Genomic DNA, 21,665 nt, shown 5'->3' on the forward strand with positions numbered 1-21,665 from the left:
ATAGACAAGCGTTTAAGACGCTCGTATAGTCACCGTCATGACGAACTCGACGAGCACCACCACTCCGTCCGGCCGCGCCGGGCGTCGCGAATGGACCGCACTCGGCGTGCTGATGCTCCCGCTGCTGCTGGTCTCGATGGACGTCTCGGTCCTCTACTTCGCGATCCCGTCCATCAGCGCCGACCTGGAGCCGACCGGCACCCAGCAGCTGTGGATCTTCGACATCTACGCGTTCGTGCTCGCCGGCCTGCTGATGACGATGGGCTCGCTCGGCGACCGCATCGGCCACCGCAGGCTCCTGCTGATCGGCGCCGCCGCCTTCGGCACCGCCTCACTGGCGGCGGCGTACGCGAACAGCGCCGAGATGCTCATCGCGGCCCGCGCGGTCCTCGGCATCGGCGGCGCGACCCTGATGCCGTCGACGATGGCCCTGCTCCGCACGATGTTCACCGACCCCGGCCAGCGCGCGAAGGCGATCGGTCTGTGGTCCGGCGTGATGACGGCCGGGATCGCGCTCGGTTCGGTGATGAGCGGTGTGCTGGTCGAGTACTTCTGGTGGGGATCGGTCTTCCTGGTCAACCTGCCCGCGATGGCACTGCTGCTGGTCCTCGGCCCGGCACTGCTCCCCGAGTCCCGAACCGCCACCCCCGGCCGCTTCGACTGGCTGAGCGTCCCGCTGTCGATGGCCGCCGTGCTCCCCGTGGTCTACGGCCTCAAGGAGATCCCCTCGGAGGGCTGGAACGTCCGCTACGTCGTCTCGATCACCGTCGGCCTGCTCTTCGCGGCCCTCTTCGTCCACCGCCAGCGCACCGCGGCCTCGCCGATGATCGACCCCGCCCTGTTCCGCGGCCGCGGCTTCGCGCCGTCCGTCGCCCTGAACCTCGTCTCGGCGTTCGGGATCATGGGGTCGGCCTACTTCACCACGCAGTACCTTCAGTCCGTGCTCGACAAGAGCGCGCTGGAGGCGGCCCTGTGGGCGCTGCTGCCGTCGGTGCCGATCGGGGCCGCGGCTCCGGTCGCGACGGCGCTGGTCCAGAAGGGCGTCAACCGCGCCTCTGTCGTCACCGCGGGCTTCGCGATCGCCGCGGCCGGCTTCGCGCTGCTGGCCTTCGCCGGTACGGACTCGATGTGGCTGGTGCTGGCCTCCAGCGGTGTCCTCGCAGTCGGCAGTGTCATCGTGATGTCCCAGATCATGGACCTCGCGATGGGCACCGCCCCGGTGGAGCGGGCGGGTGCCGCGTCCTCCCTGATGGAGACCGGCTCGGAGTTCGGCGGTGCGCTGGGCATGGCGGTCCTCGGCTCCATCGGTACGGCCCTCTACCGCCACGACATGCCGGCCTCGGCACCCGGCGTGGCCCGCGAGACGCTGGGCGGGGCGCTGGCCGTCGCCGATCGCGTACCGGGACTGGCGACCGTGGCCCGGGAGGCGTTCACCAACGGGATGCAGGGGGCGGCGATCGCGGGGGCAGTACTGCTCGCGGGGGCGGCGGTGCTGGCCGCGGTGACACTGCGCCGGGTCGAGCTGCACACGCCTCAGGAGGCGTCGGAGCCGGAGAAGGTGCCCGCGTAACGGAAAAGCGCCGGGCGGGCCGAGGAAACCCTCGGCCCGCCCGGCGTTGGTGGTGCAGCGTCAGACCAGGTTCACCGCGCGGGCCGACGTCGCCCCGATCTCCTCGGCGACCTCGGTCAGCACCCCGGCGGGAACCGTGTCGTCGACGGTCAGGACCGCCAGCGCCTCGCCACCGGCGATCGCACGCGAGACCTGCATACCGGCGATGTTGATCCCGGCCTCGCCGAAGATCCGGCCCACCGTGCCGACGACACCGGGACGGTCCTCGTACTTGAGGACGACCATGTGGTCGGCGAGGGCCAGGTCGACGTCGTACTCGCCGACCGCGACGATCTTCTGGAGGTGCTTGGGACCTGCCAGCGTGCCGGAGACCGACACCTCCTCGCCGCTGCCGAGCGTGCCGCGCACGGTGACGACATTGCGGTGGTCGGCCGACTCGGAGCTGGTCGTCAGCCGCACCTCGACACCGCGCTCCTGCGCGAACAGCGGGGCGTTGACGTACGACACCGTCTCGGCGACGACGTCCTCGAAGACACCCTTGAGGGCGCTGAGCTCCAGCACCTTCACGTCGTGCTGGGTGATCTCGCCGTAGACCTCGACGTCGAGGCGGACCGCGACCTCACCGGCGAGCGCGGTGAAGATGCGGCCGAGGCGCTCGGCGAGCGGCAGGCCCGGCTTGACGTCCTCGGCGATGACACCGCCCTGGACGTTCACCGCGTCCGGCACCAGCTCACCGGCGAGCGCGAGGCGCACCGAGCGGGCGACGGCGATACCGGCCTTCTCCTGGGCCTCGTCGGTGGAGGCGCCGAGGTGCGGGGTGGCGACGACCTGGTCGAACTCGAACAGCGGGGAGTCCGTGCAGGGCTCCTTCGCGTACACGTCGAGACCGGCACCGGCGACCCGGCCCTCCTTGAGGGCGGAGTACAGCGCCTCCTCGTCGACGATCCCGCCGCGCGCGGCGTTGACGATCCGCACGCTCGGCTTGACCTTGCGCAGCGCCTCGTCGCCGATGAGGCCGACGGTCTCGGGGGTCTTGGGGAGGTGGACGGTGATGAAGTCGGAGACCTCGAGCAGCTCGTCGAGGGACAGCACCTTGACGCCCATCTGGGCGGCGCGGGCGGGCTGGATGTAGGGGTCGTAGGCGACGACCTTCATGCCGAACCCGGACATGCGCTGGGCGACCAGCGCGCCGATCCGACCGAGACCCACGACACCGAGGGTCTTCTCGGCGAGCTCCACGCCCGTGTACTTGCTGCGCTTCCACTCGCCGTTCTTCAGCGCGGCGTTGGCCTGCGGAATGTGGCGGGCCGTGGCGACGAGGAGGCCGCAGGCCAGCTCGGCGGCGGTCACGATGTTCGAGGTGGGGGCGTTGACGACCATCACGCCGGCCTTGGTGGCGGCGGAGACGTCGACGTTGTCCAGGCCGACGCCGGCTCGTGCGACGACCTTCAGCTTGTGCGCGGCGGCGATGGCCTCGGCGTCCACCTTGGTGGCGGAGCGGATCAGGATCGCGTCGACGTCGGCGATGGCCGGGAGCAGTTCGGCTCGGTCCGCTCCGTTGCAGTGCCGGATCTCGAAGTCCGGGCCAAGCGCGTCCACAGTCGCGGGCGACAGCTCTTCAGCGATGAGTACGACGGGTTTCGAGCTCACGTGAGTCCTCACAAGTCCATTGCGTGCGGACGGCCGTCCCGACGGCCGCAGGCGGTGGAGGGTACTGGCCGCGTGGAAGACGCACGACGCTGTGGGCCTGACGCGTATGTTGTGCGCCAGTGTAGTGGCGCGGTGGAGGTCGTCTTACGCCTCCGCGGAAGGATCACCCGTCCGTGCTGCGACGGGTTGGACAACGGGGCCGGAGCGCACCCGCTCCGGCCCGTCACGCGAGGCTTACGCCTCCTCGTCGACCCAGCTCATCAGCTTGCGGAGCTGCTTGCCGGTGGTCTCCAGCAGGTGCTCGGAGTCCTGCTGCTTGTACTCGTTGTACTTCTTCAGACCGCCGTGGTACTCGGCCATCCACTCACGGGCGAAGGTGCCGTCCTGGATCTCGGCGAGGATCTTCTTCATCTCGGCCTTGGTGGCGTCGGTGATGATCCGCGGACCGGTGACGTAGTCGCCCCACTCGGCGGTCTCGGAGATCGACCAGCGCATCTTCTCCAGGCCGCCCTCGTACATGAGGTCGACGATGAGCTTCAGCTCGTGCAGGCACTCGAAGTACGCGATCTCCGGCTGGTAGCCGGCCTCGGTCAGCGTCTCGAAACCGGCCTTGACCAGCGCGGCCGTACCACCGCAGAGAACGGCCTGCTCACCGAACAGGTCGGTCTCGGTCTCCTCGGTGAAGGTCGTCTTGATGACGCCGGCACGGGTGCCGCCGATGCCCTTGGCGTACGACAGCGCGAGCGCGAAGGCGTTGCCCGACGCGTCCTGCTCGACGGCCGCGATACACGGAACGCCGCGGCCCTCCTCGTACTGCCGGCGGACCAGGTGGCCCGGGCCCTTGGGGGCGACCATGCAGACGTCGACGCCGGCCGGGGGCTTGATGAAGTCGAAGCGGATGTTCAGGCCGTGGCCGAAGAACAGCGCGTCGCCGTCGTTCAGGTTGTCCTTGATGGACTCCTCGTAGACCTGGGCCTGGATCGGGTCCGGGACCAGGATCATGATGACGTCGGCCTCGGCGGCGGCCTCGGACGGCGTCACCACGCGCAGGCCCTGCTCCTCGGCCTTGGCCTTGGACTTGGAGCCCTCGTGCAGACCGACACGCACGTCGACACCCGAGTCACGGAGCGACAGCGCGTGGGCGTGGCCCTGGCTGCCGTAACCGATGACCGCGACCTTGCGGCCCTGGATGATGGACAGGTCGGCGTCGGCGTCGTAGAACAGCTCGGCCACTTTGGGTTCTCTCCTTGGTGTGCAGGTGTTGCGCCCCACCGTATGACGGCGGACTGGGATGAAGTTTCGGGGTCTCGGCATACGGGCGGCCGGGGCCGCCCGTACACCGCCTTACGCGCTGCGGTCGAGTGCGCGCAGCGAACGGTCCGTGATCGAACGCGAGCCGCGGCCGATCGCGATCGTGCCGGACTGGACCAGTTCCTTGATGCCGAAGGGCTCCAGCATCTTCAGCATCGCGGACAGCTTGTCGCTGGAGCCGGTGGCCTCGATCGTGACGGCCTCCGGGGAGACGTCGACGGTCTTGGCGCGGAACAGCTGGACGATCTCGACGATCTGGGAGCGCGTCTCGTTGTCGGCGCGCACCTTCACCAGAACGAGTTCGCGCTGAACGGCGGAACCGGCTTCCAGTTCGACGATCTTCAGCACGTTGACCAGCTTGTTGAGCTGCTTGGTCACCTGTTCCAGCGGCAGTTCCTCGAGCACCGTGACCACGATGGTGATCCGGGAGATCTCGGGGTGCTCGGTGACACCGACCGCGAGCGAGTCGATGTTGAAACCGCGGCGGGAGAACAGGGCGGCGATCCGGGCCAGGATGCCCGGGGTGTTCTCCACCAGGACGGAGAGCGTGTGCTTGGACATGATCTGCTTCCTTTACGGCTCTCAGTCGTCTTCGTTGTCGCCGAAGTCGGGGCGGACGTCCCGGGCGGCCATGATCTCGTCGTTGGAGGTGCCGGCGGCGACCATCGGCCACACCATCGCGTCCTCGTGGACGATGAAGTCCACGACGACGGGGCGGTCGTTGATGGAGTTCGCCTCCGCGATGACCTTGTCCAGGTCCTCCGGGCGCTCACAGCGCAGACCCACGCAGCCCATCGCCTCGGACAGCTTCACGAAGTCCGGCACGCGCGTGCCCTTGGCGTCCGGGTTGATGTCCTCGGGGCCGCTGTGCAGCACGGTGTTGGAGTAGCGCTGGTTGTAGAAGAGGGTCTGCCACTGGCGGACCATCCCCAGAGCGCCGTTGTTGATGATGGCGACCTTGATCGGGATGTTGTTCAGGGCGCAGGTGGTCAGTTCCTGGTTGGTCATCTGGAAGCAGCCGTCGCCGTCGATCGCCCAGACGGTGTTGCCCGGCATGCCGGCCTTGGCGCCCATCGCGGCCGGGACCGCGTAGCCCATGGTTCCGGCGCCGCCGGAGTTCAGCCAGGTGGCGGGCTTCTCGTACTGGATGAAGTGCGCGGACCACATCTGGTGCTGGCCGACGCCCGCCGCGAAGATCGTGCCCTCGGGGGCGAGCTGTCCGACCCGCTCGATGACCTGCTGCGGGGAGAGCGAGCCGTCGTCGGGCAGGTCGTAGCCGAGCGGGTAGGTCTCGCGCCAGCGGTTCAGGTCCTTCCACCAGGCGCTGTAGTCGCCCTGGTGGCCCTCGCTGTGCTCCTTCTGGACGGCCTGGACCAGGTCGGCGATGACCTCGCGGGCGTCGCCGACGATCGGCACGTCGGCGGCACGGTTCTTGCCGATCTCGGCCGGGTCGATGTCGGCGTGGACGATCTTGGCGTGCGGGGCGAAGCTGTCCAGCTTGCCGGTGACGCGGTCGTCGAAGCGGGTACCGAGGGCGACGATCAGGTCGGCCTTCTGCAGCGCGGTGACGGCGGTGACCGCACCGTGCATGCCCGGCATTCCCACGTGCAGCGGGTGGCTGTCGGGGAATGCGCCGAGCCCCATCAGGGTGGTGGTGACGGGGGCTCCGGTGAGTTCGGCGAGGACCTTCAGCTCGGCGGTGGCGCCGGCCTTGATGACTCCGCCGCCGACGTAGAGGACGGGCCGCTTCGCCTGGGTGATCAGCTTGGCGCCCTCGCGGATCTGCTTGGCGTGCGGCTTGGTCACCGGGCGGTAGCCGGGCAGGTCCATGACCGGCGGCCAGGAGAACGTCGTCTTCGCCTGGAGGGCGTCCTTGGCGATGTCCACGAGAACCGGCCCGGGGCGCCCGGTGGAGGCGATGTGGAAGGCCTGCGCGATGACCCGCGGGATGTCCTCGGCCTTGGTGACGAGGAAGTTGTGCTTGGTGATCGGCATGGTGATGCCGACGATGTCCGCCTCCTGGAAGGCGTCCGTGCCGATCGCCTTGGAGGCCACCTGCCCGGTGATCGCCACGAGCGGCACCGAGTCCATGTGGGCGTCCGCGATCGGGGTGACCAGGTTGGTGGCACCGGGGCCCGAGGTCGCCATGCAGACGCCGACCTTGCCGGTGGCCTGCGCGTAACCGGTGGCCGCGTGACCGGCGCCCTGCTCATGACGGACCAGGACGTGGCGCACCCGGGTGGAGTCCATCAGCGGGTCGTACGCCGGAAGGATGGCACCGCCGGGGATCCCGAATACCGTCTCGGCGCCGACCTCCTCGAGAGAGCGGATGAGGGACTGCGCGCCCGTGACGTGCTCGGGGGCGGACTGCTGTCCTCCGGATCGGGGCCGCGGCTGCGGATGGGCCCCGGTGGCCTGCTCGGTCATCGTCATTCTCTTCTCGATGCTGAGGGTGTGAAGCTGAGGTGGGGAGGCTGGGCAACAAAAAACCCCTCGTGCCAGAAGGCAAGCGAGGGGAGCGCGCCGGGTGGGGATCGCTGAGCGGTCTGTGGCTCAGCGTCAGCCGACGCGCTTTCCAAGTACGAGAATTCGGGTGCGCATGAGACTGACCCTCCCCCCGGCACGCACTCACTGTCAAGTGGGTGGGACGGGAGTCTCATTATGTGAGCGGAGGGTCGTCCCACCACCGAGTACGGCAGACATGCTTCCGGTGTACACCCCCGCCCCGCCCCCGGCGAACGCGGGTTCCGCGGGGCCGTGCGGCACCGGATAGTGCCCCGAGGCCAGCGCCCTGCGCAGCCGGTACTCGTCCAGCGGGCCCGAGAACGCCATGCCCTGCCCATGGGTGCAGCCCATCGCGCGCAGGGCGACGACCTGCTCGGGAAGGTCCACCCCGTCGGCCACGGACTGCAGCCCGAGGTCTCCGGCGATCCTGAGCAGCCCACTGGTGATCTTGTGCAGCCTGGCGGACTCCACGACGCCCTCGACCAGGCTGCGGTCGAGCTTGAGCACGTCCACGGGGAGCTTGCGCAGCGCGGTGATCGCCGCATAGCCACTGCCGAAGCCGTCCAGGGCGATCCGGACGCCGACGCGCCGGATCGCGGTCAGCCGGCGCTCCAGCTCGTCCAGCGAGACCCGGGGGTCGGCGTCGGAGAGCTCGATGACCAGGGAGCCGGACGGCAGCCCGTGCCGGGTCAGCAGCGCCTCGACCGAGCCCAGGGGCAGGGAGCGGTCCAGCAGCCGCTGAGCGCTCAACCGGACCGCCACGGGCACGGTGAGCCCGGCCGCGGCCCGCTCGGCGGCCTTTTCCACGGCCTCCTCCAGGATCCAGCGGCCCAGCTCCTGCGTCTTGTCGCTGTCCTCGGCCACCCGCAGGAACTCGGCGGGCGTGAACAGCACCCCCTGGGAGGAGCGCCAGCGCGCCTGGGCGCAGACCGACGTGATCCGGCCGTCCTCCAGACAGACCACGGGCTGGTGCAGCAGGGCGAACTCGCCGTCGTGCAGCGCGGCACGCAGGCGCGTGGCCAGCTCCGCCTTGCGTACGACGTCCTGCTGCATCTGGGGCGCGTACAGCTCGACGCGGCCCTTGCCGCCCGCCTTGGCGCGGTACATCGCGAGGTCCGCGTTGCGCAGGATCTCGCCCGCTCCGAGGCCGGGCTCGGCGAAGGCGACACCGATGGAGGCCGCGACCCGGACATCGTTGCCGTCGATGAGGTACGGCTGCGAGAGCGTGACCCTGAGGCGGTCGGCGAGCTCCAGGATGTTGCCCTCGCGGGCGGTGCGGTCGCGGGTGCCGTCCCCGACGATCAGCGCGGCGAACTCGTCCCCGCCGAGCCGGGAGGCGGTGTCCCCGTACCGGACCGCGTCCTGGAGTCTGCGGGCGGCCTGGACGAGCAGCTCGTCCCCGGCCTGGTGCCCGATCGTGTCGTTGACGGCCTTGAAGCCGTCGAGGTCGATGAAGAGGACGGCCGTGCCGCGGTCGGAGGAACGGCGGCCGGACAGGGCCTGCTGGACGCGCCGGGTGAACAGGGCCCGGTTGGGCAGGTCGGTCAGCGGGTCGTGCTCGGCGTTGTGCTGGAGCTGCGCCTGCAGGCGCACTCTTTCGGTGACGTCCCGGCTGTTGAAGATGAGACCGCCGTGGTGACGGTTGACGGTGGACTCGACGTTGAGCCAGCCGCCGTCGCCGGACCGGAAGCGGCACTCGATGCGGGTGGTGGCTTCTTCGAGCGGGTTGGCGGCGAGGAAGCGGCGCACCTCGTGCACCACGCAGCCCAGGTCCTCCGGGTGGATGAGACCGGCCAGTTCCGTGCCCACGAGTTCCTCGGCGGGGCGTCCGTAGACTCCGGCCGCGGCCGGGGAGACGTACCGGAGGATGCCGTTGGGCGCGGCGATCATGATGACGTCGCTGGAGCCCTGCACCAGGGAGCGGAAGTGGTTCTCCTTCTGCGCGAGTTCCTGAGTGAGGGTGATGTTGTCGAGCAGCATGATGCCCTGGCGCATCACGAGGGCGAGCACGACGGTGCCACCGGTGAGCAGCACCACACGGTCCACGCTGCGGCCGTTGAGGACGTTGTAGAGGATGCCCAGCGTGCAGACGGCGGCGGCGAGATACGGGGTGAGGGCGGCCAGCGACCCGGTGATGGGCCGGGTGGCCGGATACCGGCCGTGGTCACCGCCCTGCACGCCCTGCGGTCCCTGCGCGGACGGGTGGTGCTGGATCCCGAACCGCTGTCTGGGCAGGTGCTCGCGCACCACGCGCGTGTGCCCGGCGGGCCGCTGCGGCTCGCCCTCCGGGCGCCGGGGTGCGGCCCAAGGGGCGTAGGCGAGGAGCAGGGAGCCGGCGAACCAGCCGGCGTCCAGCAACTGGCCGGAGCGGTAGCTGTTGTGCAGCAGCGGCGAGGTGAACAGGGCGTCGCACATCACGGTCAGGGCGAGCGCGCAGATCGCGGTGTTCACCGCGGTGCGGTTGACCGCCGAGCGCCGGAAGTGCAGGGCGAGGACCATGCTGACGAGGGCGATGTCCAGCAGCGGATACGCCAGGGACAGCGCGGTGCGCGCGACGCTCGGCCCCTCGGACTTCGCCGCCTGGGCGAGGGCGAGGCTCCACGAGAGCGTGAGCAGCGAGCCGCCGATCAGCCAGGCGTCCAGGCCGAGGCAGACCCAGCCCGCCTTCGTCACCGGCCGCTTGGCGAGGACCAGCAGCCCCACGATCGCGGGCGGCGCGAAGCAGAGGAAGAACAGGTCGGCGCAGCTGGGATCGGGCACGTCCCGGCCCAGGACGACCTCGTACCACCCCCAGATCAGGTTGCCGAGCGACGCCATCGTGGAGGAGAGCCCGAAGAGCAGCCAGGCAGGTCGAAAGCAGACCCGACGGTTGCGGGCGTGGACGAAGCACGACACGGCGGCGGTGGCCGCCGCGGCGCTCAGCCCGAAGTCGCCCATGATCAGGGCTACTTCGCGCGAACCCCAGTCGAGCGCGGAACCGAGGGCATACCCCCCGCACACCAGGGCGAGGAGGAGTTGGTGGACCAGGCTCGACCCGCCACGGGCGGCCGGCGGCCGGGAGGGCAGTGCCCCCCTTGCGGGCCGGGCCCGCAGCGCTCCGTCGAGGGTGGTCGTGGGAGAGGGGGGCGAGCTCACCGGGCCCTCCCGGTCCGCGCCGCTCCGGGGTCCCGGGGGTCCGGGTGCGCCGGGTGCGCATGCCTCCTGCGGCTGTTGTGCCTGCGGTGATGAGAGCTGTGGTGACCGCCGTGACCGGCGTGGTGGCCGCGTCTGCGCGCGGCTGTGTGCCAGGGTCGGAGCCGGCGGCCCCGCCGCGTCGGATCGTTGGTCCATAGGCCGTGCATCGCCCGTCGCCCCCCTCACAGTCTGCAATGTCCATCCCCGGCGCCGAACGGTGCGCGGCGCAGCCCCTGTCGGGACGATACACCAGTCTCGTCACTCAGGGACATAGTTCCTCTACGCTCCGTGACGACCAGTGCCGATGCGCGTACGGAACGCGTCCGAAGGGTTGCGGAGCGTACCGGAAACGGATTACACGCCTGTTGCGCGCCCGCGCCCGACAGCGCGCTTCGTACGCGTCACGCGCCGCCTGACCCCGTCGTAAGGATCACGTTGCGCAGGGGCTCCTGGTTCACATAACGGTTCAGCTGGTCCACCAACAGGCGCTTGGCACGCGGCAGGAACGCGGAGGTGGGTCCTCCGACATGGGGACTGACGAGTACGCCCGGCGCCTGCCACAACGGGTGTCCCGGGGGCAGCGGCTCGGGGTCGGTGACGTCCAGTGCGGCGGTGAGGCGGCCGGACTCCAGCTCGGCGAGCAGCGCCTTGGTGTCGACGACGGCGCCGCGGGCGACGTTCACGAGGAGCGCGCCGTCCTTCATACGGGCAAGGAACTGGGCGTCGACCAGGTGACGCGTGGTCTCGTCGAGGGGCGTGGACAGGATGACCACGTCCGCCTCGGGCAGCAGGGCGGGCAGTTCGGCGAGCGGATGCACGGGGCCGCGCTCCGTGGTGCGCGCGGAGCGCGCGACGCGCGCCACCCGCGCGACCTCGAACGGCACGAGCCGGTCCTCGATGGCGGAGCCGATCGAGCCGTAGCCGACGATGAGGACGTTCTTGTCAGCGAGCGCGGGCCGGAACGCGCCCTGCCAGGACTCCTGTTGCTGGGCGCGGACGAACTCGGGGATGCCGCGCAGCGAGGCGAGGGTCAGGGTGAGGGCCAGCTCCGCGGTGCTGGTCTCGTGCACACCGCGCGCGTTGCACAGCGGCACGCCCGGCACGATGTCGGACAGCCGGGCCAGGACGTCGTCGACACCGGCCGTGAGCGTCTGCACGAGCCGGAGGTTGGTCATGTACGGCAGCGGCCGGACCTTCACCGCCTGCCGCTTCATGTAGGGCACGACGTAGACGGCGCAGTTCGCCGGGTCCCCCGGGAAGTCCTGTTCACCGTCCTCACCCCCGTCCCAGAAAAGGTAGTGGGGCCCTTCGGGGAGCCCTGCGATCTCGTCCGGCGGGATGGGGAGCCACACGTCAGCAGTCATGCCAGGAGGCTATGTCAGGCGTCCCGCGGCCCAGAGGTTAGGTTGGGGGCCGGAAAAGGGGAGGGTCACGAGCAGGTGGAGCGCAGGACGATCGGCGCGGCGGCGCTCGCGGTGGGAGCCGTCGGACTCGGATGCATGCCGATGAGCTGGGCCTACAGCGGGTCGCGGCAGCGGGGTGACGAATCGGTCAGGGCCGTGCACCGGGCGCTCGATCTGGGCTCGACGCTGCTGGACACGGCCGACATGTACGGCCCGTTCACCAACGAGCTGCTGCTGGGGCGGGTGTTGAAGGAACGGCGCGGGGACGCGTTCGTGTCCACCAAGGTCGGCCTGCTGGTGGGCGAGCAGCACATCGTGGCCAACGGCCGCCCCGGCTATGTGAGAAGAGCGTGCGACGCGTCACTGCGGCGGCTCCAGACCGATGTGATCGACCTCTACCAGCTGCACCGCGAGGACCCCGAGGTCCCGGTCGAGGAGACCTGGGGCGCGATGGCGGAGCTCGTACAGGCAGGAAAAGTACGGTCGTTGGGGCTGTGCGCGATGGGGGCACGGGGTGGCCGCCGCTCCGGAACCCGGCTGTACGACGCGACGATCCGGCAGTTGCGACGGGTCCAGCAGGTCTTCCCGGTGAGCGCGGTGGAGGCGGAGCTGTCGGTGTGGTCGCCGGAGGCCCTGGAGACGCTGGTGCCGTGGTGCGCGGCGCGCGGGATCGGCTTCCTCGCGGCGATGCCCCTCGGCAACGGCTTCCTGACCGGCACCCTGACCCCGGGCGAGGGCTTCGAACCGGACGACGTCCGCGCCCGCCACCCCCGCTTCACCGCCGAGATGATGGCCGCGAACCAGCCGATCGTCTCCGGCCTGCGCCGCATCGCGTCCCGCCACGGAGAGTCCGTCACCCCGGCCCAGGTGGCACTCGCGTGGGTACTGGCACAGGGCGGCCACGTGGTCCCCGTGCCGGGCACCAAGCAGGAGCGCTGGGCAACGGAGAACGCGGCGGCGGCCGCGCTGCGCCTGACGGCCCAGGACCTCGCGGAGGTGGCGACACTGCCGCGGGCACAGGGGTCGTGGGACTAGCGGTCCGCCCGCTGACTGCGCCGGGGCGGTGAGTCGGTGGCTGTGCCGGGACCCCCCGTAGTGCTCGGGCCGGATCAGTGAGCCTGCGGACCGAGCAGGGGCCGCGGGATGGCCGCGGGACCGGCGAAGCCACCCACAGAACTCGCGGCGCCGACCGGCGAACCCACCCACAGCGCCCCGGCCGCAGCCCGGCAAACCTGACGCCACGCACGGGCCACGAGATCAGCAGCCCTCCCACCGCACACCCGCCACGCCCCCCGCGTGCCCCGCGGCCCCGTCGGCTCACACCTCACAAGCCTGGTGAGAAACCGGTGCGCGCATCGGGGCCGGGAGATCGGGAACCTGGGAGGGGCGAGCGGTGTATGACAGGTAGAACTCGCCGCTTCGAAGGGACCATGATCGTGCATCGTCGAGCTGTGACGGCCGTCCTGGCCGCGACCACGCTCCTGCTGACGGCCGGCTGCTCCTCCGGCGGAGGAGGAGGGGGCGGCGTCTTGCCGGACGGCGCGAACAGCGCCTCATCGAGCGGTACGGGCTCGGGATCCTCCCCCACCCACCAGGCCGCGGAGGCGACCCCGCCGGCGAAGGGCTCGGTGAAGGTGGTGCGCACGGTCGCCGAGGGCCTCAAAACCCCCTGGGGCCTCGCCCCGCTCCCGGACGGGGACCTGCTCGTCTCTTCCCGGGACGAGGGCACGATCACCCGGGTCGACGGACAGTCGGGCAAGAAGACGGAGCTGGGCCGGGTCTCCGGGGTCTCCGCGGCCGGCGAGGGCGGTCTCCTCGGCATCGCCCTGTCCCCGGACTACGCCTCGGACCACATGGTCTACGCCTACTTCACCTCCGACTCCGACAACCGCGTCGTCAGGATGGTCTACGACGAGCAGAAGGCGTCCGGCGAGCAGCTGGGCGCCCCCGACACCGTCTTCAAGGGCATCCCGAAGGGCTTCATCCACAACGGCGGTCGGATCGCGTTCGGCCCGGACGGCATGCTGTACGCGGGCACCGGTGAGAGCGGCAACACCGGTCTGGCCCAGGACCGCAAGTCCCTGGGCGGCAAGATCCTGCGTCTGACCCCGGAGGGCGACCCGGCCCCGGGCAACCCGTTCCCCGACTCCCCTGTGTATTCCTACGGCCACCGCAATGTGCAGGGCCTCGCCTGGGACTCCAAACAGCGCCTGTTCGCCTCGGAGTTCGGCCAGGACACCTGGGACGAGCTGAACGCGATCAAGCCGGGCGACAACTACGGCTGGCCCACGGCGGAGGGCAAGTCGGACGACAAGCAGTTCCACAACCCGATAGCGCAGTGGCACACGGACGACGCCTCCCCCAGCGGTGTCGCCTACGCCGAGGGCTCGGTCTGGATGGCCGGTCTGAAGGGCCAGCGCCTGTGGCGGATCCCTTTGAAGGGCACGGCGGCCTCGGCCGACCCGCAGTCGTTCCTGAAGGGTGAGTACGGCCGGCTGCGCACGGTGGTCTCCGCCGGCGGGGACAAACTGTGGCTCGTCACCAGCAACACCGACGGTCGCGGCAGCCCGAAGGCGGGGGACGACAAGATCCTGGAGATACAGGTCAGCTAGCCGGACGCTCGCCCAAGTCTTCGTTCGAGCCCTCGTCCTCGTCCGGCTTGGGCCTGCGGACGACGACCTTCCCGGACGTGAGATCTATCGGTCCGCGTCCGGGGTCACCGTCGCCGACGTCCTCGCGGGTCAGCTCCAGCCGCTTCTGCTCGTCATGGGTGTGCTTGCGGCCGGGCGCGAACAGTTCCTCGAACATGTTGAACATGCGGCCTCCCCAGCCGGTCTCCTACACGGTACGCCTCACTGTGTGACCGGCGCGTGGAGAGCCTCTGCCGGGAACAGTCCCAGCCGGTGCGCCACCGCCGCCGCTTCCCCCCGTCCGGAGACGCCGAGCTTGGCGAGGATGTTGGACACGTGGACGCTGGCCGTCTTCGGGGAGATGAAGAGTTCCTCGGCGATCTGGCGGTTGGTGCGGCCGAGGGTGACCAGGCGCAGGACGTCGCGTTCGCGGCCGGTGAGGCCGAGAGAGCGGAGCGGGTCGGACCGGTCGAGCACCGGGACCACCGCGGTCAGGGCGAGGCGGGCGCGTTGGGCGAGCAGCGTGACCGCGTCGGCGAGGGGCCGGGCGCCGAGATGCTCGGCGGCGGCATGGGCCAGGCGCAAAAGTTCGGTGGCCCGGTCGCGCTCGGGCTGTTCGGCGCCGCCGGGTACGGACAGGAGGGCCTCGGCGAGCCGGTGGCGGACGCGGGCGAGGTCAAAGGGGCGCCCCAGGGGCTCGACGGCGGTGATGGCCTCGCACCAGTGGTCCGGGGTGTCGGCGCTCTCGGCGCGCAGCAGTTCGGCGCGCAGCCAGCGTTCGTGGGCCAGCCAGACGGGCGCGTTGGTGGCGAGGGGCCTGGCGGCTTCCCGGATGCGGTCGAGGATCTTCGTGCGGTCCTGTTCGGCGACGGGCAGGCCGAGGCTGTCTGCCTCCATGGTGGCGGCGGTGAGCAGCAGGGGCCAGGCGTAGCGCTGGGTGCCGGGCGGGAAGCCGGAGTCCAGGACGCGTTCGAGTTCGGCGCGGGCGTCCAGGAGACGGCCTTCGCCGGCGGCGATACCGATGGTGATGTCGGCGAGGGGGAGTTCATGCTGGGGGGCCTGGTCGTGGGAGCCGAAGTAGCGGCGTGCAGAGGCCAGTTGACGTGCGGCTTCGGTCAGTTCGCCGCGGGCGAGCGAGAGCGCCGCCCGGTTCACGGCGTGGAAGCCGCGGGGCTTGGCGCTCTGGCCGACACGCTCGGCCTGGGAGGCGGCTTCCGCGGCCCGGTCCCAGTGGCCCAGGGAGTAGAGGGACTCGGCGAGGTTCCCCCACATCCAAGCCTCCTTGTCGGAGAGACCGTGCCGTCGTGCGTGGGTCAGCCCTTCCTGGAGGACCTCCACGGCTTCCCGGGAGCGGCCGATGCTCTCGAGGGAGGAGGGCAGGTTGACGTAGGCGCGGCTGGCGACACTGGGGATGCCGTCGTCGAGGGTCCTGCGCAGCACGTCGAACATCTCGTCGAGGCCGGTCTCGACGCTGCCGGACTCCACCACCAGGCCGGCGAGGGTGAGGCGCGCGTTCATCTCGATCTCGCGGGCGCCGACCATGCGGGCGTAATCCACCGCGCGTTCGGCGGCCGAGAAGGCCTCCGGGCCGGGGACGTGCACATGGGACCAGTTGGCGACGGTGGACAGGACCTCGGCGTGCACCTCGGACGGCGGCAGGCCGCGGACCAGGTCCTCGGCGGTGGCCAGTTCGGCCCAGCCGTCGCCGCGGGCCAGCCCCTGGACGAGGTGGGAGCGCTGGACCCAGAACCAGGCCGCGCGCAGGGGGTCCCCGTCGTCCTCCAGGAGGTGCAGCGCCCGCTTGGTGATCTTCAGGGCGCGTTCGCGTTCGCCGCCCAGGCGCCCGGCGACGGCGGCCTCGGCCATCAGGTCGAGGTAGCGCAGCGGGGTGGTGGCCGGGACGCAGCCACAGGGCGGGTAGACCTCGGTGTAGTCGACGGGGCGCAGGGCGGCCCGGACGTCCTCGGGGGCGGTGTCCCACAGCTCCATCGCGCGTTCCAGGAGCCGGAGTTGTTCGGAGTAGGCGTGCCGGCGACGGGCGGTGACGGAGGCGTCCAGGACGGCGGGCAGCGCCTTCGCGGCGTCGTGGGCGCGGTACCAGTAGCTAGCCAGGCGCATGACCCGTTCGTCGGCGGGGACGAGTGTGGGGTCGGCCTCCAGGGCTTCGGCGTAACGGCGGTTGAGGCGGGAGCGTTCACCCGGCAGCAGGTCGTCGGCGACGGCCTCGCGGACCAGGGAGTGCCGGAAGCGGTAGCCGTCGCCGTCGGGCGCCGGGATGAGGATGTTGGCGTTCACGGCGACCCGCAGCGCCTCGATGAGGTCGTCCTCGGCGAGCCGGGTGACGGCGGCGAGCAGCCGGTACTCCACGGTGGATCCGCCCTCGGCGGCGACCCGGGCGACCCGCTGGGTGCTCTCGGGCAGCCCCTCGACGCGGACCAGGAGCAGGTCCCGGAGCGAGTCGGTGAGGCCGGTGCCGCAGCCCTCGGTGGCGCAGACGGCGAGTTCCTCGACGAAGAAGGCGTTGCCGTCGGAGCGTTCGAAGATGTCGTCGACCTGGGCGGGGTTGGGTTCGGTGGCGAGGATTCCGGCTATCTGACGGCTGACCTCGTCCCGGTTGAAGCGGCCGAGTTCGATGCGGCGGACCGTGCGCAGCCGGTCGAGTTCGGCGAGCAGGGGGCGCAGCGGGTGGCGGCGGTGGATGTCGTCGGAGCGGTAGGTGGCGAGGACGACCAGGCGGCCGGTGCGCAGGGTGCGGAAGAGGTAGGCCAGGAGGTGGCGGGTGGAGGCGTCGGCCCAGTGGAGGTCCTCCAGGGCGACGACGACGGTGCGCTCGGCGGCGACGCGTTCCAGGAGGCGGGCGGTGAGTTCGAAGAGGCGGGCCAGGCTCTCCTCGTCGTGGCGGCCGGTGCCCCGGGCGGGGATCGCCTCCCCGACCTCGGGCAGCAACCTGGCCAGTTCCTCCTCCTGACCCGCGGCCGCGGCGGCCAGTTCGTCGGGCAGGGCCCGGCGCAGGGCGCGCAGGGCGGTGGAGAAGGGTGCGAAGGGCAGTCCGTCGGCGCCGATCTCCACGCAACCGCCGAGGGCGACGACCGCACCCTGCCGGCAGGCGGCGGTGGCGAACTCCTCGACGAGCCGGGTCTTGCCGACGCCGGCTTCCCCGCCGAGCAGCAACGCCTGGGGCTCTCCCGCGGCGGCGCGGGCGAGCGCCTCGTTCAGGCTGTTCAGCTCTTCGGCGCGGCCGACGAACACGGGACTGACGGACCTGGTCTCCACGGGCCTGAGCATGACACGCGGGTCCGACAGGACGGCACTCGTTTTCGGGGCGGGCCCGGGTTCCCAACCGGCCCCGGTCGCGGGGAGGACGGCCGCGGTGGTGACCGCGGGGACGGGCAGAGCCGTACGGCCGTCCTCCCTTCCCCCGGCGCTCACGCCGTGCGCAGGAACCGGTGCCGCCGGGGGCGGCCGGTATGCGAATCTCCCCCAGTGCCGAAAGCCTGGGAGGTGCCCCCATCCGCGGTGCGTTCGGCGGCTTCGCGGCGGGCGGCGCGGCGGCCGCGCAGGGTCTCGCGGACGAGCCGCTCGTGCTCGGCCTGGCGGATGAGTTCGGCGGAGCGGTACTGGGAGAGTTCGTACTCGGCATACATGGCGTGGTCCTTTTCGGAGTCGGTTTCGGGCTTCGCTTTCTGCGATGCCTCTACCTTCGTCTCCGAGGGGGGTGCGCCACATCGGGAGAGTTCCGCATCTTCGGGGGAGCCAGGGGCCTTAGACGCGCGGGAGGGGCCTCAGGAGCTCCGTAAGGTACCTACGGATGCCCTAAGGCCCCTCGTGACCTGCGGTTGTTCAGCTCGTGGAGGGCAGGTCCAGCAGGATGCCGGTGTACTTGAGGACGGCCAGGAGCAGGCCGACGACCCCGAGCGCGACGCCGCCCCAGGCGACGGACTTGATCCACACGGCCTGCGGCTTGCCGGGAGCACCGAAGGCGGGCCGGGCCAGCACGCCGACACCGACGACCAGGGCGAGCAGCGCGAAGAGGCCGCCCCACAGCGCGGTGGTCTGCCAGGCGTCGCCGTAGACCTCCTTGACCTGCTTGGCGACGCTCGCGGTGGACGAGGTCTGGAGCTGGCCGACGAGGGTCTCGCGGGCGGCGGCCACGGTGCCGATCCAGCTGCCGGTGAGCGAGACCAGACCGAGCGCGGCGGAGACGACGGCGCCCGCGCCCTGGCCGACGCCGGTGGGGCCCTCCTCCCCGGCGACCTCGGGCAGCTCGCCCTCGTCGTCGGCGGTGACCTCGTCGTCGGCCGTGGTGTCCTCGGCCTCCGTCACCTCGTCGGTCTTGGCGACGCTCACCTTCTGCTCGTCGGTCGTGGCCTCGGCGCCCGTCTCGGCACCGGTTTCGTCAGCTGTCTTCGTTCCCATGTCGGGCACCGTACGGATCCTGTCTGAGAGGTTTCTTAATGATCGTTCCGGGCTGCACGCGCACGTGCCTCACGCCACTCGGGGGCGAGAATCGACCACACCTCGAGGTCGTGCCGTACGCCACGATAGGGGTGCGCCTGACGGCGGACTCCGTCGCGGGTCATGCCCAGGCGGCGGGCGACGTTGATGCTGGCCGTGTTTCCGGACGCGGCGACCCATTCGATCCGGTGGATTCCGCGTTCCTCGACCACCCAGTCGATCAGCACCCGCATGGCCCGGGTGATCAGTCCGCGGCCGGTCGCGGCGGGCTCCAGCCAGCAGCCGACCTCGCAGTTGCCCTGCTCGGCGTCGAGGTTCAGGGTCAGGACTCCGCCGACGAGCTTTCCGTCCAGCCAGATGCCGTGGTAGCCGCCGGTGTCGTCGGCGCGCATCCGGGCGTAGCGCTGGAGCGTCTCGCGCGCGGAGGCCACGTCGACGGCCTGGGAGCCGAAGGGGATGAACTGCCCGATGAACTCGCGGCCCCGCTCCAGGTTGGCCAGGAACTCCTCCGCGTGCCACGGCTCGAGGGGCCGCAGTTCGGCCCGGTCGTCACCCAGCGATATCGCGTACATCCCCGTCCCGCTCCTTCTCCAGCTCCTCCACGACCTCGTCCAGCCTTTCATGCGCGGCACGGCATTCGGGCGGTTCGATGCTGATGCGCGGCATCCGGCGGTCCAGCCAGCCCGGCAGCCACCAGTTGGCGCCGCCGAGCAGGTGCATGAGGGCGGGCACCAGCAAGGTGCGCAGGACGAAGGCGTCGAGGGCCACGGCGGCGGCGAGCGCGATGCCGAACATGGCGATCACGCGGTCGCCGCTGAGGACGAAGGCGAGGAAGACGGAGATCATGATGACCGCCGCGGAGTTGATCACCCGGCTGGTCTCGGCGAGGCCGACGCGGACGGCCCGCCGGTTGTCGCCGGTCTCCAGCCACTCCTCGTACATCCGGCTGACCAGGAACACCTGGTAGTCCATGGAGAGCCCGAAAAGCACCGAGACCATGATCACGGGAAGGAAGGGTTCGATGGGCCCGGCGCGGCCCAGCCCCAGCAGTTCGCTCCCCCAGCCCCACTGGAAGATCGCCACGACCACTCCGAAGGCGGCGGCGACGGCGGCGACGTTCATCGCCGCGGCCTTCAGCGGGATGCCGACGGAGCGGAAGGCGAGCAGGAGCAGCAGACAGCCCAGGCCGATGACGACGCCGACGAACAGGGGCAGTTTGCCGACGATGACGTCCGCGAAGTCGTCGTAGGAGGCGGTCATCCCGCCGACGTGGATGTCGAGCGTGGTGCCGGTCTCGGCGCGCGGCAGCACGTCGGTGCGCAGCCGGTCCACGAGGTCGCTGGTCTGCTGGGACTGAGGGGCCGAATCGGGGACGATCGTGAAATAGGCGAGGTCGCCGCCGGTGTCGTAGGTCACCGGAGTGGTGGAGGCGATGCCCTCGGTGGTGCGCAGGGTCGCGTCGAGGTTGTCGAGGAGGAGCTTGTCCTCGGCACCGTCGACCGGGGTCACCAGCGTCAGCGGACCGTTGACACCGGGGCCGAAGCCCCGCGCGAGCAGGTCGTAGGCCTGCCGGGTGGTCGAGGACCGCGGGTCGTTGCCCTGGTCGGAGCTGCCGAGGCGCAGGCCCAGGGTGGGCAGGGCGAGGACGGTGATGACCAGCAGGGCGATCGCGCCGAGCAGCTTGGGGTGCCGTTCGACGAACGCGGACCAGCGGTGGGCGAACCCGGTCGGCAGTTCGGGCTGGGGCCCGTGCTCGGTGAGCCGGCGCCGCTCGCGCCGGCTCAGGGCACGCATGCCGATGAGGGAGAGCAGGGCGGGCAGCAGGGTCACCGACGCGGCGACGGTGAGGACGACGGTCAGGGAGGCGGCGATCGCGACGCCGTTGAGGAAGCCGAGCCGGAGGATCAGCATCCCCAGCAGGGCGATGCACACCGTGGCACCCGCGAAGACGACGGCGCGCCCGGTGGTGGTGACGGCGTTCTCGATGGACTCGGTGACGCTCAGCCCGCGTTTCAGGCCGCGCCGGTGTCTGGTGACGATGAAGAGCGCGTAGTCGATGCCGACGCCGAGCCCGATCAGCATGCCGAGCATGGGCGCGAAGTCGGCGACGGTCATGGCGTGTCCGAGCAGCACGATCCCGGCGTACGCGGTGCCGACGCTCACCAGCGCGGTGGCGATGGGCAGCAGGGAGGCGGCGAGCGAGCCGAACGCCAGGAACAGCACGAGGGCGGCGACGAACACGCCGACGATCTCGGCGACATGCCCGCCCGAGGACTCGGTGAGGGCGACGGCGCTGCCGCCCAGCTCCACCTGGAGCCCGTCGGCCTCGGCGTCCTTGGCGGTGTCCACCACGGCCTTCGGCTCGGAGGCGTCGATGTCCTCGGCCGAGTCGTCGAAGGTGACGGTGGCGTACGCGGTGTGCCCGTCGGCGCTGACCCGGCCGGCGCCCGGGTCGTCGTACGGGCCGACCACGGCGGCCACGCCGGGCAGGTCCGCGATCCTGCCCAGGGTCGCGGTCATCGTCTGCTCGACGTCGGCGTCCCGGACCGAGCCCGAGGTGACGTGCCAGACGACGGTGTCGCTGTCGCCGTCAAGTTGCGAGAAGCCGTCCTGGAGCAGCTGGGTGGCACGGCCCGACTCGGTGCCCGGGACCTCGTAGTCGTTCGAGTAGGCGGACCCGGCGACGGCGGCGCCCGCGCTCACTCCGCCGAGGGCGAGGAGCCACAGGAGAACGACGACCAGGCGTCGTCGGACACACCAGCGTGCGAGGGCTGCCACGAATGTGCTCCCAGGGATGGTGAATTGTGGATCTTTGACCGGGAACAGTCGTTCATGTGGTGAACAGCCCGCAAAGAACGCATGAGCAATGTGTGCACCACTCTTGCAGGCAAAAGTGATCGTTTACCGCGATCGTGCGCTTGTTCACAGGAGTGGGAGGCAGATCACAGGACAGTAACGGTCACTCTG

Annotated in this window: 15 protein-coding genes; 3 read left to right on the forward strand and 12 right to left on the reverse strand. The window is 70.8% G+C overall.

Annotation, left to right across the window (positions count from 1 at the left end):
• Positions 1-37 precede the first annotated feature (37 nt).
• Complete coding sequence (locus tag D1369_RS12055; RefSeq protein WP_007384882.1) at positions 38-1,570, forward strand: MFS transporter; 1,533 nt, start codon at positions 38-40, stop codon at positions 1,568-1,570.
• Between the two features lie 60 nt (positions 1,571-1,630).
• On the opposite strand, the gene serA is transcribed toward D1369_RS12055, so the two are convergent.
• From serA to D1369_RS12085, 6 genes are all read right to left on the reverse strand, one after another.
• The gene (serA, locus tag D1369_RS12060) at positions 1,631-3,220 is read right to left on the reverse strand and encodes a phosphoglycerate dehydrogenase (protein WP_007384881.1); all 1,590 of its coding nucleotides are present in this window, start codon (positions 3,218-3,220) and stop codon (positions 1,631-1,633) included.
• 234 nt (positions 3,221-3,454) lie between these two features.
• Positions 3,455-4,453, reverse strand: coding sequence for a ketol-acid reductoisomerase (ilvC, locus tag D1369_RS12065; RefSeq protein WP_007384880.1), 999 nt, complete (start codon positions 4,451-4,453; stop codon positions 3,455-3,457).
• Positions 4,454-4,564: 111 nt separating this feature from the next.
• Positions 4,565-5,092, reverse strand: coding sequence for an acetolactate synthase small subunit (gene ilvN / locus D1369_RS12070; protein ID WP_007384879.1), 528 nt, complete (start codon positions 5,090-5,092; stop codon positions 4,565-4,567).
• Between the two features lie 21 nt (positions 5,093-5,113).
• Positions 5,114-6,958: an acetolactate synthase large subunit gene (locus tag D1369_RS12075; RefSeq protein WP_007384878.1), complete on the reverse strand. Its 1,845-nt coding sequence runs from the start codon at positions 6,956-6,958 to the stop codon at positions 5,114-5,116.
• A 207-nt stretch (positions 6,959-7,165) separates the two neighbouring features.
• Positions 7,166-10,171, reverse strand: coding sequence for an EAL domain-containing protein (locus tag D1369_RS12080; RefSeq protein WP_037901513.1), 3,006 nt, complete (start codon positions 10,169-10,171; stop codon positions 7,166-7,168).
• A gap of 440 nt (positions 10,172-10,611) precedes the next feature.
• The gene (locus tag D1369_RS12085) at positions 10,612-11,574 is read right to left on the reverse strand and encodes a 2-hydroxyacid dehydrogenase (RefSeq protein WP_202477094.1); all 963 of its coding nucleotides are present in this window, start codon (positions 11,572-11,574) and stop codon (positions 10,612-10,614) included.
• Positions 11,575-11,649: 75 nt separating this feature from the next.
• Here D1369_RS12085 and D1369_RS12090 point away from each other — a divergent pair, with 75 nt between their 5' ends.
• Both D1369_RS12090 and D1369_RS12095 read left to right on the forward strand, forming a co-directional pair.
• Entirely contained in the window at positions 11,650-12,648 is a 999-nt protein-coding gene (locus tag D1369_RS12090; RefSeq protein ID WP_037901511.1) for an aldo/keto reductase, read from the forward strand.
• 362 nt (positions 12,649-13,010) lie between these two features.
• A complete protein-coding gene (locus D1369_RS12095) occupies positions 13,011-14,225 on the forward strand; it encodes a PQQ-dependent sugar dehydrogenase (protein WP_082319462.1) in 1,215 nt (404 codons plus the stop codon).
• Here D1369_RS12095 and D1369_RS12100 read toward each other — a convergent pair.
• The 6 genes from D1369_RS12100 to D1369_RS12125 form a co-directional block, all read right to left on the reverse strand.
• The gene (locus D1369_RS12100) at positions 14,218-14,430 is read right to left on the reverse strand and encodes a DUF6191 domain-containing protein (protein WP_007384873.1); all 213 of its coding nucleotides are present in this window, start codon (positions 14,428-14,430) and stop codon (positions 14,218-14,220) included. The two genes, D1369_RS12095 and D1369_RS12100, sit on opposite strands and share 8 nt — an antisense overlap.
• A 35-nt stretch (positions 14,431-14,465) precedes the next feature.
• Complete coding sequence (locus D1369_RS12105; RefSeq protein ID WP_118082448.1) at positions 14,466-17,528, reverse strand: AAA family ATPase; 3,063 nt, start codon at positions 17,526-17,528, stop codon at positions 14,466-14,468.
• A gap of 140 nt (positions 17,529-17,668) precedes the next feature.
• Positions 17,669-17,887 carry a hypothetical protein gene (locus D1369_RS12110; protein WP_007384870.1) on the reverse strand — a complete coding sequence of 73 codons (219 nt, stop codon included), beginning with the start codon at positions 17,885-17,887 and terminating at the stop codon, positions 17,669-17,671.
• Positions 17,888-18,083: 196 nt separating this feature from the next.
• A complete protein-coding gene (locus D1369_RS12115) occupies positions 18,084-18,659 on the reverse strand; it encodes a hypothetical protein (RefSeq protein ID WP_037901505.1) in 576 nt (191 codons plus the stop codon).
• Positions 18,660-18,694: 35 nt separating this feature from the next.
• The gene (locus D1369_RS12120) at positions 18,695-19,270 is read right to left on the reverse strand and encodes a GNAT family protein (protein WP_007384868.1); all 576 of its coding nucleotides are present in this window, start codon (positions 19,268-19,270) and stop codon (positions 18,695-18,697) included.
• Positions 19,248-21,476: an MMPL family transporter gene (locus tag D1369_RS12125; protein ID WP_118082449.1), complete on the reverse strand. Its 2,229-nt coding sequence runs from the start codon at positions 21,474-21,476 to the stop codon at positions 19,248-19,250. Before D1369_RS12125 ends, D1369_RS12120 begins: the two co-directional genes overlap by 23 nt.
• Positions 21,477-21,665 lie beyond the last annotated feature (189 nt).

Source organism: Streptomyces sp. CC0208, assembly GCF_003443735.1.
Taxonomy (GTDB): Bacteria; Actinomycetota; Actinomycetes; order Streptomycetales; family Streptomycetaceae; genus Streptomyces; species Streptomyces sviceus.

Bases quoted from the DNA above. Each gene is read 5' to 3' on its own strand.
- D1369_RS12120 (WP_007384868.1), bottom strand. From the start codon at position 19,270: ATGTACGCGATATCGCTGGGTGACGACCGGGCCGAACTGCGGCCCCTC.
- D1369_RS12075 (WP_007384878.1), bottom strand. From the start codon at position 6,958: ATGACCGAGCAGGCCACCGGGGCCCATCCGCAGCCGCGGCCCCGATCC.
- D1369_RS12095 (WP_082319462.1), top strand. From the start codon at position 13,011: ATGACAGGTAGAACTCGCCGCTTCGAAGGGACCATGATCGTGCATCGT.
- D1369_RS12085 (WP_202477094.1), bottom strand. From the start codon at position 11,574: ATGACTGCTGACGTGTGGCTCCCCATCCCGCCGGACGAGATCGCAGGG.
- D1369_RS12110 (WP_007384870.1), bottom strand. From the start codon at position 17,887: ATGTATGCCGAGTACGAACTCTCCCAGTACCGCTCCGCCGAACTCATC.
- D1369_RS12055 (WP_007384882.1), top strand. From the start codon at position 38: ATGACGAACTCGACGAGCACCACCACTCCGTCCGGCCGCGCCGGGCGT.
- D1369_RS12100 (WP_007384873.1), bottom strand. From the start codon at position 14,430: ATGTTCAACATGTTCGAGGAACTGTTCGCGCCCGGCCGCAAGCACACC.
- D1369_RS12105 (WP_118082448.1), bottom strand. From the start codon at position 17,528: ATGCTCAGGCCCGTGGAGACCAGGTCCGTCAGTCCCGTGTTCGTCGGC.
- ilvN (WP_007384879.1), bottom strand. From the start codon at position 5,092: ATGTCCAAGCACACGCTCTCCGTCCTGGTGGAGAACACCCCGGGCATC.
- D1369_RS12115 (WP_037901505.1), bottom strand. From the start codon at position 18,659: ATGGGAACGAAGACAGCTGACGAAACCGGTGCCGAGACGGGCGCCGAG.